Origin of the sequence: Tenacibaculum sp. TC6, from assembly GCF_050606265.1 — a bacterium.
GTDB lineage: Bacteria > Bacteroidota > Bacteroidia > Flavobacteriales > Flavobacteriaceae > Polaribacter.
In genome coordinates this window covers 16,108-30,463 of sequence record NZ_JBOCUK010000015.1, presented here as the reverse complement: position 1 = coordinate 30,463, position 14,356 = coordinate 16,108, and the positions used below count along the sequence as shown (strand labels likewise).

At 30.9% G+C, this 14,356-nt stretch carries 14 protein-coding genes; 4 read left to right on the top strand and 10 right to left on the bottom strand.

Features of this window, described 5'->3' with window-relative positions:
- Positions 1–141 precede the first annotated feature (141 nt).
- Positions 142–1,422, top strand: a complete 1,281-nt coding sequence (gene fahA / locus ACQY1Q_RS09995) for a fumarylacetoacetase (protein WP_431005170.1) — start codon at positions 142–144, stop codon at positions 1,420–1,422.
- Positions 1,423–1,481: 59 nt separating this feature from the next.
- Here fahA and ACQY1Q_RS09990 read toward each other — a convergent pair whose 3' ends face one another.
- From ACQY1Q_RS09990 to ACQY1Q_RS09955, 8 genes are all read right to left on the bottom strand, one after another.
- On the bottom strand, positions 1,482–1,742 hold the full coding sequence (locus tag ACQY1Q_RS09990) for a hypothetical protein (protein WP_431005169.1): 261 nt from the start codon (positions 1,740–1,742) through the stop codon (positions 1,482–1,484).
- Between the two features lie 14 nt (positions 1,743–1,756).
- Positions 1,757–2,047, bottom strand: a complete 291-nt coding sequence (locus ACQY1Q_RS09985; protein ID WP_431005168.1) for a hypothetical protein — start codon at positions 2,045–2,047, stop codon at positions 1,757–1,759.
- A gap of 3 nt (positions 2,048–2,050) precedes the next feature.
- Complete coding sequence (locus ACQY1Q_RS09980; RefSeq protein ID WP_431005167.1) at positions 2,051–3,019, bottom strand: deoxyhypusine synthase family protein; 969 nt, start codon at positions 3,017–3,019, stop codon at positions 2,051–2,053.
- A gap of 43 nt (positions 3,020–3,062) precedes the next feature.
- Positions 3,063–3,842 carry an RMD1 family protein gene (locus ACQY1Q_RS09975; protein ID WP_431005166.1) on the bottom strand — a complete coding sequence of 260 codons (780 nt, stop codon included), beginning with the start codon at positions 3,840–3,842 and terminating at the stop codon, positions 3,063–3,065.
- A 2-nt stretch (positions 3,843–3,844) separates the two neighbouring features.
- Positions 3,845–4,780 carry an agmatinase gene (gene speB / locus ACQY1Q_RS09970; protein ID WP_431005165.1) on the bottom strand — a complete coding sequence of 312 codons (936 nt, stop codon included), beginning with the start codon at positions 4,778–4,780 and terminating at the stop codon, positions 3,845–3,847.
- 36 nt (positions 4,781–4,816) lie between these two features.
- A complete protein-coding gene (locus ACQY1Q_RS09965) occupies positions 4,817–6,208 on the bottom strand; it encodes an arginine decarboxylase (RefSeq protein ID WP_431005164.1) in 1,392 nt (463 codons plus the stop codon).
- Positions 6,209–6,547: 339 nt separating this feature from the next.
- Positions 6,548–7,063 carry a mechanosensitive ion channel domain-containing protein gene (locus tag ACQY1Q_RS09960; protein ID WP_431005163.1) on the bottom strand — a complete coding sequence of 172 codons (516 nt, stop codon included), beginning with the start codon at positions 7,061–7,063 and terminating at the stop codon, positions 6,548–6,550.
- Between the two features lie 111 nt (positions 7,064–7,174).
- Positions 7,175–8,005 (bottom strand): universal stress protein, encoded by an 831-nt coding sequence (locus ACQY1Q_RS09955; protein WP_431005162.1) that lies wholly within the window; start codon positions 8,003–8,005, stop codon positions 7,175–7,177.
- 62 nt (positions 8,006–8,067) lie between these two features.
- Here ACQY1Q_RS09955 and ACQY1Q_RS09950 point away from each other — a divergent pair, with 62 nt between their 5' ends.
- Complete coding sequence (locus ACQY1Q_RS09950; protein WP_431005161.1) at positions 8,068–8,469, top strand: hypothetical protein; 402 nt, start codon at positions 8,068–8,070, stop codon at positions 8,467–8,469.
- Positions 8,456–9,550 carry a magnesium/cobalt transporter CorA gene (corA, locus tag ACQY1Q_RS09945; RefSeq protein WP_431005160.1) on the top strand — a complete coding sequence of 365 codons (1,095 nt, stop codon included), beginning with the start codon at positions 8,456–8,458 and terminating at the stop codon, positions 9,548–9,550. Before ACQY1Q_RS09950 ends, corA begins: the two co-directional genes overlap by 14 nt.
- Positions 9,551–9,561: 11 nt before the next feature.
- On the opposite strand, the gene ACQY1Q_RS09940 is transcribed toward corA, so the two are convergent.
- Positions 9,562–11,115 (bottom strand): DEAD/DEAH box helicase, encoded by a 1,554-nt coding sequence (locus ACQY1Q_RS09940; RefSeq protein WP_431005159.1) that lies wholly within the window; start codon positions 11,113–11,115, stop codon positions 9,562–9,564.
- Between the two features lie 71 nt (positions 11,116–11,186).
- On the bottom strand, positions 11,187–11,579 hold the full coding sequence (ytxJ, locus tag ACQY1Q_RS09935) for a bacillithiol system redox-active protein YtxJ (protein WP_431005158.1): 393 nt from the start codon (positions 11,577–11,579) through the stop codon (positions 11,187–11,189).
- Positions 11,580–11,741: 162 nt separating this feature from the next.
- Here ytxJ and clpB point away from each other — a divergent pair, with 162 nt between their 5' ends.
- Complete coding sequence (clpB, locus tag ACQY1Q_RS09930) at positions 11,742–14,342, top strand: ATP-dependent chaperone ClpB (RefSeq protein WP_431005157.1); 2,601 nt, start codon at positions 11,742–11,744, stop codon at positions 14,340–14,342.
- Positions 14,343–14,356: the final 14 nt, after the last annotated feature.

The window sequence follows — 14,356 nt, the reverse complement described above, 5'->3', positions numbered from 1 at the left end:
TATCAAAAGTATTTTCACATATTTACCTCTATTCGTTAAATAGCATCTTTTAAGATTTCATTTGTACAATTTTTGTCCTTTCCTTTAGGGTAAAAAGAAAAAAATATGTAGGTTTGATGAGAAATAAAACAAAACAATTAAATGAAAATAACGGCAAATAACCCTAATAGAAAATCTTGGTTAACCGTAAGCGAAAACTCTGATTTTCCTATTCAAAATATACCTTTTGGTGTTTTCTTAACTAAAGATGACATCATTACTATAGGAACTAGAATTGGTGATTATGCTATTGACTTAGGCGCTTTGCATCAATTAGGTTATTTTGAAGGTATTCCTTTAACTGATGATATTTTCTTACAAGATACATTAAACGATTTTATTGCTGATGGTAGAAAAACCTGGCGTTTGGTTCGTAACAGAATCGCTGACATTTTTGATGCCGAAAACAGCAATTTACGTGATAACGCTGAACATAGAGATCAAGTAATTTTTACCATGGATGAAGTGGAAATGCAATTACCGGTTAGCGTAGGTGATTATACAGACTTTTATGCCAGTAAAGAGCATGCTACTAATGTAGGTTGCTTATTCAGAGATCCTGAAAATGCGTTATTTCCAAACTGGTTACAAATTCCTATCGGTTATCACGGAAGAAGTTCTTCAATAATTCCTTCAGGTACTCCAATTCGTCGTCCAATTGGTCAATCAAGACCTAATGAGGGTGAAATAACTCCTAATTTTGGTCCTTCAAAATTATTAGATTTTGAATTGGAAATGGCTTTTATTACCACTGTTGCTAACGATTTAGGAGAAAGAATTCCTATTGAAGAAGCCGAAGAGTATATTTTTGGATTAGTTTTATTTAACGACTGGTCTGCCCGTGATATTCAAGCTTGGGAATATGTTCCGTTAGGTCCGTTTTTAGGTAAAAACTTTGCCTCTACTATATCTCCTTGGATAGTAACTTTAGATGCTTTAGAACCTTTTAGAGTAGATAATCCTGAGCAGGTGTATGAACCATTACCTTACTTAAGAAAAGAAGGTAAAGATAGTTATGATATTAACTTACAAGTAGCTATTAAACCAGAAGATAGTGAAGAAACTGTAGTTTCTAATTCTAACTTTAAGTATATGTACTGGACTATGGTTCAGCAATTAGCTCATCATACGGTAAACGGTTGTCCTATAAATGCCGGTGACATGATGGGTAGCGGTACGATTTCCGGCCCTACTAAAGATAGTTTTGGTTCTATGCTTGAATTAACTTGGAGAGGTCAAAATCCTATTAAAATGAACGACGGAAGTGAACGTAAATTTATTAACGATCATGATACCGTTATATTAAGAGGATATGCTAAGAATGATAGTGTTCGTATTGGTTTTGGAGAGTGTACCGGTAAAATTTTACCGGCTATTGAATAAACCTTTTTAAATACAGGTTCAAAAAAAATCCATTTCTTTCGAAATGGATTTTTTATTTTTTATAGTAAATTTAAGTTGTTCAATTTGAATACAACAAAATCTTCATCATCTAAATCATCTATTATCTCTGAATAAGTTATCTCAAATTTTTGATCTTTAAAACTTCCGTCTTTTAAGTTGTATTTTTCTAACACCTTTTTGTCTATCTGTTCAAAATCAATTACATCATCATTATCTAGATGAAATGTTGCATATCCATTAATGTAACCTACAAAAACTCCGTTTGTTGTTACAGATTGTTCTGCATTATAATAACTCATTTTCATATGACTTTTTAATAATTATCCGAGTCAGAATCTTCATGATCAGCTTCAAAATCAAAATCATCATTCGTAAATGATTCTTCATCTTCTGAATAGCTTTCCATCGTTTTTTCTAATTGACTACTTATTTTTACTAAGTATATAGTTTCATCCGTTCTTACTTCAACAGCTCTGATGGTTTCGCCTTTAGCATTTTGGAATGTAATTATATCGTTATAGTCATACCCGTCAGGATAACGTTCAACTAACATATCAAGAATGTCAGTAGTTAGTTTATTGTAATCAACAATTACTCTTTTCATACATTACATGTTTAATAAATATGCAAAAATTAACGGAGCAACGATAGTTGCATCACTTTCAATAACAAACTTAGGAGTATCAATATCTAATTTTCCCCAAGTAATTTTTTCATTAGGCACGGCACCTGAATAAGAACCATAACTTGTTGTTGAATCTGATATTTGGCAGAAATAACTCCAAAATGGTGTATCAGTTCTTTCTAAATCCTGATATAACATTGGTACTACACATATTGGGAAATCTCCGGCTATACCTCCTCCTATTTGGAAGAAACCGATTCCGTTTTCTGAATTGTCAGTATACCAATCTGCCAAGAATGTCATGTACTCTATCCCTGACTTCATAGTTGATGCTTGTAATTCACCTTTTAATACATACGATGCAAAAATATTCCCCATTGTTGAATCTTCCCATCCCGGTACTACCATTGGTAAATTTTTCTCTGCTGCTGCATACATCCAAGAATCTTTAAAATCTATTTCATAGTACTCTTCTAAAACTCCTGATAACAACAGTTTATACATAAATTCATGCGGAAAATAGCGTTCTCCTTCTGCCTCCGCTTCTGTCCATATTTTATAAATATGCTTTTGTAACCTTCTAAAAGCTTCTTCTTCAGGAATACAGGTATCGGTTACTCTGTTTAATCCCTTTAATAATAAATCCCACTCGTCTGAAGGTGTTAAATCTCTATAGTTAGGTACGCGCTTATAGTGAGAGTGCGCCACCAAATTCATAATATCTTCTTCTAAATTAGCTCCGGTACAAGAAATGATATGCACTTTATCTTGACGAATCATTTCTGCAAATATTTTTCCTAACTCAGCAGTACTCATTGCTCCGGCTAAAGACACCAACATTTTAGATCCTTGCTCTAATTGTTGTTCATAACCTTTTGCTGCATCAACAAGTGATGCCGCATTAAAATGCAAAAAATACTTTTCAATAAAACTTGATATTGGCTTATCCATTTTCTTTACTTAATTTCTCTTTATTTCTTATTTACTTTACTTATTAAAACACTTTTTCCAGAATTACCTGAACTACTTCAAAAAGAATCAAAATTATAATAATCCATTCTAACATGCTACTATATTTATGTTGAAGGATATCATTAAACAGTTCTAAGTTTTCTTTTATAACTCCTAAACTGTTTTGAATACCTTGATGTCTTTTTATAATATCTAATTCATCTTTTAACTTGTAATCTAAGGTAGATAATTCTTTGCTATACCAAGCTACATCAGGTGAATCAAATACAAAAAGATTTTCTGCTATGTCATTTTTCAAATTCATTGTTCTACCAATAAATTTTCTCATTTGAACTTTAGACAGTTTAAAACTTCCTGTTTTTTCTAGTTGTTTAGAATATACTAACGTTTTATCGTGTAAATCAGAGGTTTTGTTAACATAATACATTAACGCTACTGATTGTGCTAAGTTAAGCATGATTACATGCGCTATGTCTTCACTTAACTCTTGAATTTGGATAACTCCAAAATCAACCTCTACCACATCTTTAAAAACAATTTCGTACTCTTCATAAGGTAAATCATCAAGTGTTTCATTACCGGTAACTAATAAATTTCCTATTATCTTATGTATTAAATCTTCAGAACAGTTAATAAAAACTACACTTCCGTAATCTTTAACATAAAAAAAACGTTGTTCATCAATTCTATATAATAAAAACGAATGCTCTCTTTTTATGAGCTCGTATTCTTTTATTTTATCTCTAACGACACCTAAAGGTATCCATTTTTCAAGATGATAGGCTTGAGTTTGTAACCCCATTATTAATATTCGTCTTCGAAATCATCTTTAAATTTTGAAACCGATTGATGATTATCATCATCTCCTTCTTCAAAATTATCATCTTCAGTTAAACAAAATTTATAACTTAACATTTTATAGTAAAGTTTCGCTGCTAAAAAGTCTGATGATCTTTCTTCTTTATTTGGGCAAAGTTCTACAATATCAAAACCTACCACATTTTTTTGGTCAAATACTTTACGTAAAAATTCTAGTGTTTCATACCAAAATAAGCCTCCCGGTTCAGGAGTTCCTGTACTTGGCATGATAGACGGGTCTAATGCATCTAAATCAAATGTAATAAATACATTACCTGTAAGTTGATCTATTACATCATCCATCCAATACTCATTAGTAGCCATTTCATGAGCAAAAAATATTTTGTCTCTATTCATTACTCTTGTTTCAGCTACATCCATACTTCTAATACCTACTTGTACTAAGTTTGTATTTTGATTGGCTTCATATACAGCACAGGCATGATTACAAGAAGTTCCTTCATATTCTTTACGTAAATCTGCATGTGCATCAATGTGTAATACTGTTAAATTATCAAAGCACTCATTAAAAGCTCTGATAGTTCCTATTGATACAGAATGTTCTCCTCCAAAAATAGTAACAAATTTTTTTCTGTTAATATACTTTTTGGTCATAGCATGTACTTCATCAACCATTGCTTCAGGAGAAGAGTTTTCAGTTACTGCATCTGCTAAATAAATTCCTTCTTTATATACTTCACTATTCGTTTCAATATCGTATAATTCCATATTTTCAGAAGCTTCTAAGAATGCTTCCGGTCCTTTATCAGCTCCTTTTTGCCAAGTACTGGTTCCATCATAAGGCACAGGAATTAATACAACTTTTGCTGTTTCTAATTTAGCATATTGCTCAGGGATACCTGCATAGGTTCTTTTTTCCATCTTTTTTAAATAAATTTATTCTAAGGGTTTAAATAGTTAATATCCTAAAATTGATAATAATTCTTCGCTTTTTTGTTGTTCTTTAAATACTCTGGTGGTAATTTCTCCGTTATCACCTCGATCTATTAAAACATGTTTTGGGTTAGGTATTAAACAGTGTTGTAATCCGCCAAAACCTCCAATAGTTTCTTGATAAGCACCTGTATTAAAGAAACCTATATACAATGGCTTATCTTTTTCATATACCGGCATATAAATGGCATTTATATGCTGCTCAGAGTTGTAGTAATCATCACTATCACATGTTAATCCTCCTAATAAAACACGCTCATATTGTCTGTTCCATTTATTAATAGGCAATAATATAAAGCGCTTACTAATAGCCCAAGAATCAGGTAAGGTGGTAATGAACGATGAGTTTATCATATTCCATTTTTCTCTATCGTTTTGTCTTTTCTGATATAAAACTTCATAGATAGCACCTCCTGCTTCACCTACCGTAAAACTTCCAAACTCAGTAAAAATGTCCGGTACATCAACATCTGCATCTTTACAAGCAGTTTTAATTTGATTAATAATTTCTTCTACCATGTATTGATAGTCAAAATCAAAAGCCAACGAGTTTTTAATAGGAAAACCTCCACCTATATTTAAACTGTTTAATGTTGGACAAACTTTTTTTAGCTTAATATATACATTTAAACACTTTAGTAATTCGTTCCAGTAATAAGCATTATCTCTTATTCCTGTATTGATAAAAAAGTGCAACATTTTTAATTCTACCTGTGGGTTGTTAGCTATCTCACGCTCATAAAACGAAACGATATTCTTATACCCTATCCCTAAACGACTTGTATAAAACTCAAATTTAGGTTCTTCTTCAGAGGCTATTCTGATTCCTACTTTAAACGGATTTTTAGTAGCGTCTAATAATAGGTTTAATTCTTCATAGTTATCAATAATAGGAATACAGTTGGTATGCCCGCCATCAATTAAACTTACAATATTTTCAATATACTGGTCTCTTTTAAAACCATTACATAACACATAAGCATCGTCTCTTAATTTTCCTGCCTCTTTTAGAGCTTTTACAATATCAATATCAAAAGCAGAAGAGGTTTCAATATGAATATCATTTTTAAGCGCTTCATCTAAAACATACTTAAAATGTGAGCTTTTAGTACAATATGAATAATGGTATTTACCTTTATATTCTAGCTTTTTCATGGCATTATTAAACCATTTTTTAGCTTTGTTTATGTTTTCTGAAATTTTTGGTAAATAGGTAAATTTTAACGGGGTTCCGTATTCTTCAACCAATGCTTGTAAGTCAATATCGTGAAAAAATAAGTTTCCGTCTATAGTGTGAAATTCCTCTTGTGGAAAATCGAATGTTTGTTCTATTAAATCTCTGTATTTAGTATTCATTTTTTTCAATAAAATTATAAGAAAGTCGCGTTTAACTATCCAATTATATGATGTATCTATTAAATATAACGGTAGTGTAGGTCTTTATTATGTATAAACCAATTATTGAAAATATAACTAAACTCTTAGCTGTAACAACACACCACGAAGTAATACTTTTTGTGGAGTACAAAGCAAAGTAAATATGGAAGAAACCTCTATTTTTTCGTTGTGTTTCTTAAACACGTTACAGCTATTCATCTCCCTTAAGTAACTGTATACGAAATAAGTAAAACGAAACATTTAACTTATTATAACAAAATCAAAAATAATTTTTTTTTTAATACAACAAAAAAAAAATTATTTTTTTATCAATTCAATTGTTTTATACAAAATTACCGTATTTGGTATGGTTACTTCCCTTTTTGTTTCCGGGATTTCCAATAAAACATATAGCCCTGTTATGTTCTTTACTTTTCCTTCTAAGTTATTGTCTTTTTCAATAATCTTAATCGTATCACCTATACGTAACGGATGGTAAAAAAATAAAATAACACTAGCCGTTAAATTAGATAAAATTGACCATTGCGCAAAAAAAGCCACACCTAAAACCGCCAATATTGAGGAAAGAAAAATAAGTAATTCTTTTAAATTAACGCCAAAAATTAAAAGCGTTAATACAAAAAAAAGTGTGTAATAAATTAAGTAACTCAAACTCAGTATCAATTTTCTTCTATGAGGTTCAATAGAGTTTTTAACAACATAAGATCTGATAATTTTTTTGGTTAGATAGATCATTAAAAATAATGCTATACATAAAATACCAAACAAAATAAAACGATTAGTTAATGTTATCTGCAATAAGTCTGTGTTCATTATAATATTTTGAAGTTTACTCACAAAGTGAGATGTATTTTCGCTACCGCTTATATAAAGTTTTAAAAATAGTTTTTATAAAATACCTTAAAGTTTACCCATGATAATATATTATACTTCCGGCAAAATCAATAAAGGAGTTTTTGTATGAAATGTTGATTTTTTTATAACGTTTTCCTCTGTTAGTCTATTAAAAAAGTTATTCTTATGATTAATCAAAACCAACAACTCTCGCATAGAAGTTTCCATATACTTTTCTATAGTAGAAGTCTCCGAATCTTGCCAATCTAATTTTTTATAGGTAGCTTCAAATCCCTCTAAAAGTTCTTTTAGCTTTGCCTTATTTTTAAGCTGTTGTTCCGTTAGAAACTCCTCTCCTGCCAAATTTACCACTTCTATTAAGCTTTGTTTGAGTTGAGTTATGCCTAACAACACGTGTAATTCTTCTACAGTAAACGCTCTTTTATAGTTTGTTGAAAAAACAATTTGTTGAAATGGTTTATACTTATAACCTGTAGGTACAACCATAATGGCGCAATTATGAATGGCGTTAATCATTCTCATTGTGTTAGAGCCAATAAAAATTTCAGACAATCCGTGTACTCCTTTAGTACCGGTAACTATTAAATCTATTTTTTTATCGTTGACAACCTGCTTAATTGCATTATTTATAGAATCTGATTTAATAACAGCATGGTATTTATGCTTTTTATCTTGCTCGTTTAATGAAGTTACTAATTTCTTTAACTCCTCTTCAATTGAATCATCAATTTTATTAAACCATTCTTCATTATATCTTTCTCCTATCATTTTAGAAGGAGTACTTACATATACACTTAACAGAAAGATGTTTACAGGTACATCTTCAAAAAATTTCTGTACATAATTCAACGCATTCTCTGCTACTTCTGAAAAATCGTACGGTATTAATATATCCTTCATTCTTTTCAATGATTTACTAAACCAAATTTAGTAAATTTAGTTGCTCATTTAAAAAAATAAAGATGAAATCAGAATATTTTAATACTACTTTTTATGAAAACATAGCTTTGCTTTTTTATGCAGTAGCTAATGCCGATAAAAAAATTGTAATTGAAGAAAAACGCAGCATTATAGAAGTTATAAAAAACAGTTCAGCTGAGTTGGGTAATTTATCTGACAACGAAGAAGCTATATACGAAGCACTTAGAAATCTTATAAAAGATAACGTAACAAGCGATGAGGCTTTTGAACAATTTTCTCATTATGCCACCGCAAACAAGCATATTTTCACCAAAGAAACTTCTGATGCTTTAATTCACGCGGCTCATAAAATTGCCGGCTCAAAATCTGATAAAAATAAATCTGAACTAATCTTTTTAGCTAAACTCAATATATTATTATCTTCACTTCATGAAAAAAAGTAAGCCTAAAACTCCTAGGAAAAAACGTTTTATTATTGAGCAGAGAAAAACTGCCGGACAAAGCCCCGGTAAGCTCATTTTTATTGGAGAACAAAAACAAGAAAATGCTTCTATTGAGTTAATAGCTTATGACGAAGATAACTTTATTGAAATAGCCATAAACTCGGTTAACGAACTTGCTAATTATCAAAATAAATACAAAAATGTTTGGATTAACATTAATGGTTTGCATAACATTGATTTAATTAACGATTTTGGTTCTTATTTTAATATCCACCCCCTTATACTGGAAGATATAGCGCATACAGATCAAACTCCGAAGGTTGAAATTGATGAAAATTATATTTTCACCATTATGAAAATGTTGGGTTTAGATAAAGATTCTAACCAATTGAATGCCGAACAAGTTTCAATGTATTTATCCAAAAACATTTTACTTACGTTCCAAGAAAAAGAAGGAGATTTGTTTGAGCCCATTCGTAATAGAATACGAAATAAAAAAGGACGAGTTCGTAGTTTTGGATTAGCCTATTTAAAATACTCTTTGCTTGATTCTATTGTAGATAATTATCTTTTTTTAATGGAAACTTTTGGAACTAGAGTTGAAGAATTAGAAGACCAAATTTTATTAGAACCAAACGAAAATACTTTACAAGAAATTAATAGTAATAAAATAGAATTAAATTACTTCAGAAAAGCCATAAGACCGGCCAAAGATTCTATTTTATTCTTTAAAAATGCAAGTACACACCTTATAAATAGTGAAGAACAGCTTTTTTATAATGATTTAATCGATTTAATAAAAAGAGCTTATGATTCTGTTGAGCAATATAAAAATATGTTAAGTGAGCAACTGGCTGTATATTCTATCAACGTTAACAACAGGTTGAATGATATCATGAAGGTACTTACTATTTTTTCAACCATTTTTATTCCGCTAACCTTTATTACAAGTGTATACGGAACCAATTTTGAATACATCCCCGAGCTAAAATTTCACAGCGCTTATTTTATAATGTGGGGAGTTATTATCATAACCGCATTTATAATGCTTGGATACTTTAAATTTAAAAAGTGGTTTTAAAAACCACTTTTTTATTCATCTAAAGGCGGATGCCCGTGTATTTCTTCGTAAATCTCATCAAAATTACTACGGAGATGCGTGTTTAACTTTTTCCTGTAATCATCCTGTAACCATTCAATAAAATTATGAGTGCTTTTACAAATACATTTAGAGTATCTGTAAATTCTATCATCTATATCTCCTCCTAATTTTTTTGCTAAAATTAACGCATCAAATACATCTTCACTATTTTCTACACACAATTTAGCATGATGCTCTATTGATTTTTCTAATACTTTTTTCGAAGATTGCCCAGTCTGAATCGTCTCTACATAAGCCTTTTTTACATCAAAATATAAATCATCAGAATTAGCAAACTCTTTTTTTATTTCTTCCGGTAATTCATATTTAAAAGAACTTTCTATTTCTTCATCGCTAAGTAAGTTGTCTAAATAGAAGTTTGGAGATCTAAACATTTTTTGCCAGTCTAAATCAGCTCCCCAAGGTCCAAAACGATGGAAGTTATTTCCTAAATCAATCACATTAAACTCTGATTTTCCGGGTAAAATACGAGATCCTCTACCAATCATCTGGTAATATAATGTTAGCGACTTGGTAGCTCTGTTTAGAATAATTGATCGCACCGACGGTTCATCAAATCCGGTAGTTAAAATACTTACAGAAGTAATAATCGCATTCGGTGTTTTATTAAACCATTTCAGAATAAAATCACGCTCCTTTTTAGTATTGGTATTATCTAAATGCGCTATTGGATACCCTGCCCTTTTAAAAGTGTCATATACATGAAGAGACGTATTAATACCATTATTAAAAATTAAGGTTTTAGTTCCTTTAGCTCTTTCTTCATAAGATTGAAGAAGCTTAGAAAGCATGTCTGAATTTGTATATAAATCTTCAGAAGATTTTACCGTATAATCTCCATTGGCTCCTACTTCAAGCGAAGTTAACCCAACGTTATACGAATATATATTTGCTTTTGCTAAAAATTCATTTTCTATTAAAACCCCAATACTTTCACCAACAATTAACTCATCATAATTGTTTTTCATAGGTAGTTTTATATTTGAACTTAGCGGAGTAGCCGTAACGCCTAAAATAAAAGACTGATCAAAAAATTTAAATAACTTTGTAAAAGAATTATAATGCGCTTCGTCAATAATCACCAATCCCACATCAGAAATATCAAGCATATCATCATTCAAACGATTGTTTAAGGTTTCAACCATTGCCACAAAACAACCGTAATTGTCTTGGTCATCTAACGTTGCTTTACTATCAATAATTTTGTTTTCAACCTCAAACTCACCTAACATTTTAGCCGTTTGTTTACACAGCTCAATACGGTGAGTCATTATTAACACCTTCTTTTGGTAGTGTTTTAAATATTGTCTGGTAATCTCAGAGAAAATAACCGTCTTTCCTCCTCCTGTTGGCAATTGAAACAAGAGGTGATAATTTTCGGGGGCATTTTCAAAACTTTTAAAAATTTTGTGTATCGCTTCCTTTTGATAATCGTATAAATCTTTACCTACAATTCTCTTAGTCGTCGTTGTTTCTTTACTCAATTTTAATGTATTTTGAAGTGAGCAAAAATACGACCTATTTAAGGATAATACCAGTAAAACGGGGATTAAATTTAAAAAGTTTTCAAATTTATAGTTGCAATATCATAATGTGAGGCGTGCGCAACCGCTTCTCCATTTTTAATTACCAACAATTGTGGCGATTGATGCAACACTTGAAATTTATAACCTACCTCATTAGAGACCTCTCTATAATTCAACAAATCTAAATAATACACCTTAAAATTTTTAAGGCTTTCATCAAAACTACCTTCAAAACGTTGAATTACCATACTACTGATTCCGCAACGTGTTGAATGTTTAAATATTGCTATCGGCTCTTTAAATGATTGTTTTTCTATGTTCTCTAATTCTGCTATGCTTCTTAACGGAATCCAGTTAACAAACGTTACCTTTTCATTTTTAGATGAATCTGAATTTCCAAAAAGTGATTTTAATATTCCCATACACACATTAATTTAGTAAATTCTGTCGAAAATAGAATTCGAACCTTTCAAAACGCCAAAAAGTCATTAAAACCAATCACTTAACAGACATTTTGACTGTTTTTAAGCTTTTTAAAGTATTGGTATTGAATTTGACTTGTTTTGAATAAAAAATATACGATTATGAATTTTAACAATTATACAATAAAATCCCAAGAAACGATACAGCAAGCGCAGCAATTAGCGCAAAGTTATCAACATAACCAAATTGAAAATGAACACATTTTCAAGGCTTTATTTTTAGTAGATGAAAACATACTACCTTTTATTCTAAAAAAGTTAGATGTAAATGTTAGTATGATTCAACTAATTTTAGATAAACAACTAGAAAGTTTTAGTAAAGTATCCGGTGCTGAATTGACACTTTCAAGGGAAGCTGCAAAAACCTTAACCGAAGCTTCAGTTATTGCTAAAAAAATGAACGATGAATATGTTTCTATTGAACATTTAATTTTAGCCATTTTTAAATCAAAGAGTCAAATAGCACAGGCGCTTAAAGATCAAGGTGTAACTGAAAAAAATCTTACAGCAGCTATACAAGAATTACGTAAAGGTGACAGAGTTACCTCTCAAAGTGCTGAAGAAACATACAATTCTTTAAACAAATATGCTAAAAACCTTAATCAATTAGCACAAGACGGAAAATTAGATCCCGTGATTGGTAGAGATGAAGAAATAAGACGTTTATTACAAATTCTATCAAGAAGAACTAAAAACAACCCTATTTTGGTTGGAGAACCGGGAACCGGAAAAACGGCTATTGCAGAAGGGTTAGCTCATAGAATTATTAGAGGAGATGTTCCTGAAAACCTAAAAAACAAACAAATTTTCTCATTAGATATGGGAGCACTTATTGCCGGTGCAAAATATAAAGGTGAATTTGAAGAGCGTTTAAAAGCTGTTGTAAAAGAGGTAACCTCATCAGAAGGTGATATTGTTCTCTTTATTGATGAAATTCACACATTAGTAGGTGCCGGTGGCGGACAAGGTGCTATGGATGCTGCTAACATTTTAAAACCTGCTTTGGCTCGTGGTGAACTAAGAGCTATTGGTGCTACCACCTTAGATGAATATCAAAAATACTTTGAAAAAGATAAAGCTTTAGAACGTCGTTTTCAAAAAGTAATGGTTGATGAACCCGATACAGAAAGTGCCATTTCTATTTTAAGAGGTATTAAAGATAAATATGAAACACACCATAAAGTTCGTATTAAAGATGAGGCCATAATTGGAGCTGTTGAATTATCTCAGCGCTATATTACCAATCGTTTTTTACCAGATAAAGCTATTGACTTAATGGATGAAGCTGCTTCTAAATTACGTATGGAAATTAACTCTAAACCGGAAGAATTAGATGTACTTGACCGTAAAATTATGCAGCTTGAAATAGAAATTGAAGCTATAAAACGTGAAAATGATGAAATTAAACTAAAATCGTTAAATGCCGATTTAGCCAATTTAAAAGAAGAACGTAATGAAATTAATGCTAAATGGCAATCAGAAAAAAATATAGTTGACACCATTCAGCAATTAAAATCAAATATAGAAAATTATAAAATTGAAGCTGAAAAAGCAGAACGTAATGGGGATTATGGTACGGTAGCAGAATTAAGATATGGTAAAATTAAAGAAGCTCAGGAAAAGCTAGATCAACAACAAACTTTATTAGCCAGTCAACAAGAAAAATCTTTAATAAAAGAAGAAGTTACTTATGACGATATTGCCGAAGTTGTTGCTAAATGGACTGGGATTCCGGTAACTAAAATGTTACAATCTGAGCGTGAAAAATTATTACGATTAGAAGATGAACTTCACAAACGTGTGGTTGGTCAAGAAGAGGCTATTGAGGCGGTATCTGATGCGGTTCGTCGTTCAAGAGCAGGATTGCAAAATCCAAGTAAACCTATTGGTTCTTTCCTATTCTTAGGAACTACCGGTGTAGGTAAAACAGAATTAGCAAAAGCTTTAGCCGATTATTTGTTTGATGATGAAAATGCCATGACTCGTATTGATATGAGTGAATACCAAGAGCGTCACTCGGTAAGTAGATTAGTAGGAGCGCCTCCGGGATATGTTGGTTATGATGAAGGTGGTCAGTTAACAGAAGCTGTTAGAAGAAAACCATATTCTGTTGTGTTATTAGATGAGATAGAAAAAGCACATCCGGATACCTTTAACATTTTACTACAAGTATTAGATGAAGGTAGGTTAACAGATAACAAAGGACGTGTTGCAGATTTTAAAAACACCATTATAATTATGACTTCAAATATGGGTAGTCATATTATTCAGGAGAAATTTGAAAACATGAAAAAAGACATTCACACTACTATGGAACTTGCCAAAACAGAAGTTCTTGGTTTATTAAAACAAAGTGTACGTCCGGAGTTTTTAAATAGAATTGATGATATTATCATGTTTACTCCGCTATCAGAAAAAGACATTAGAAGTATTGTAGAGCTACAATTAAACAATGTTAAAAAAATGGTAGCTAAACAAAACATTACTATTGATGCAACCGATGAAGCAATCACATATTTAGCACAGAAAGGATATCAACCGGAATTTGGAGCGCGTCCGGTAAAAAGAGTAATTCAAAAAGAAGTATTAAATGCATTATCAAAAGAAATACTATCTGGTAAAGTTACCACCGACAGCATTATTCTTTTAGATGCTTTTGATGATAAACTAGTATTTAGAAATCAAGCTGAATTAGTTAATTAATAAAATTAAATGTA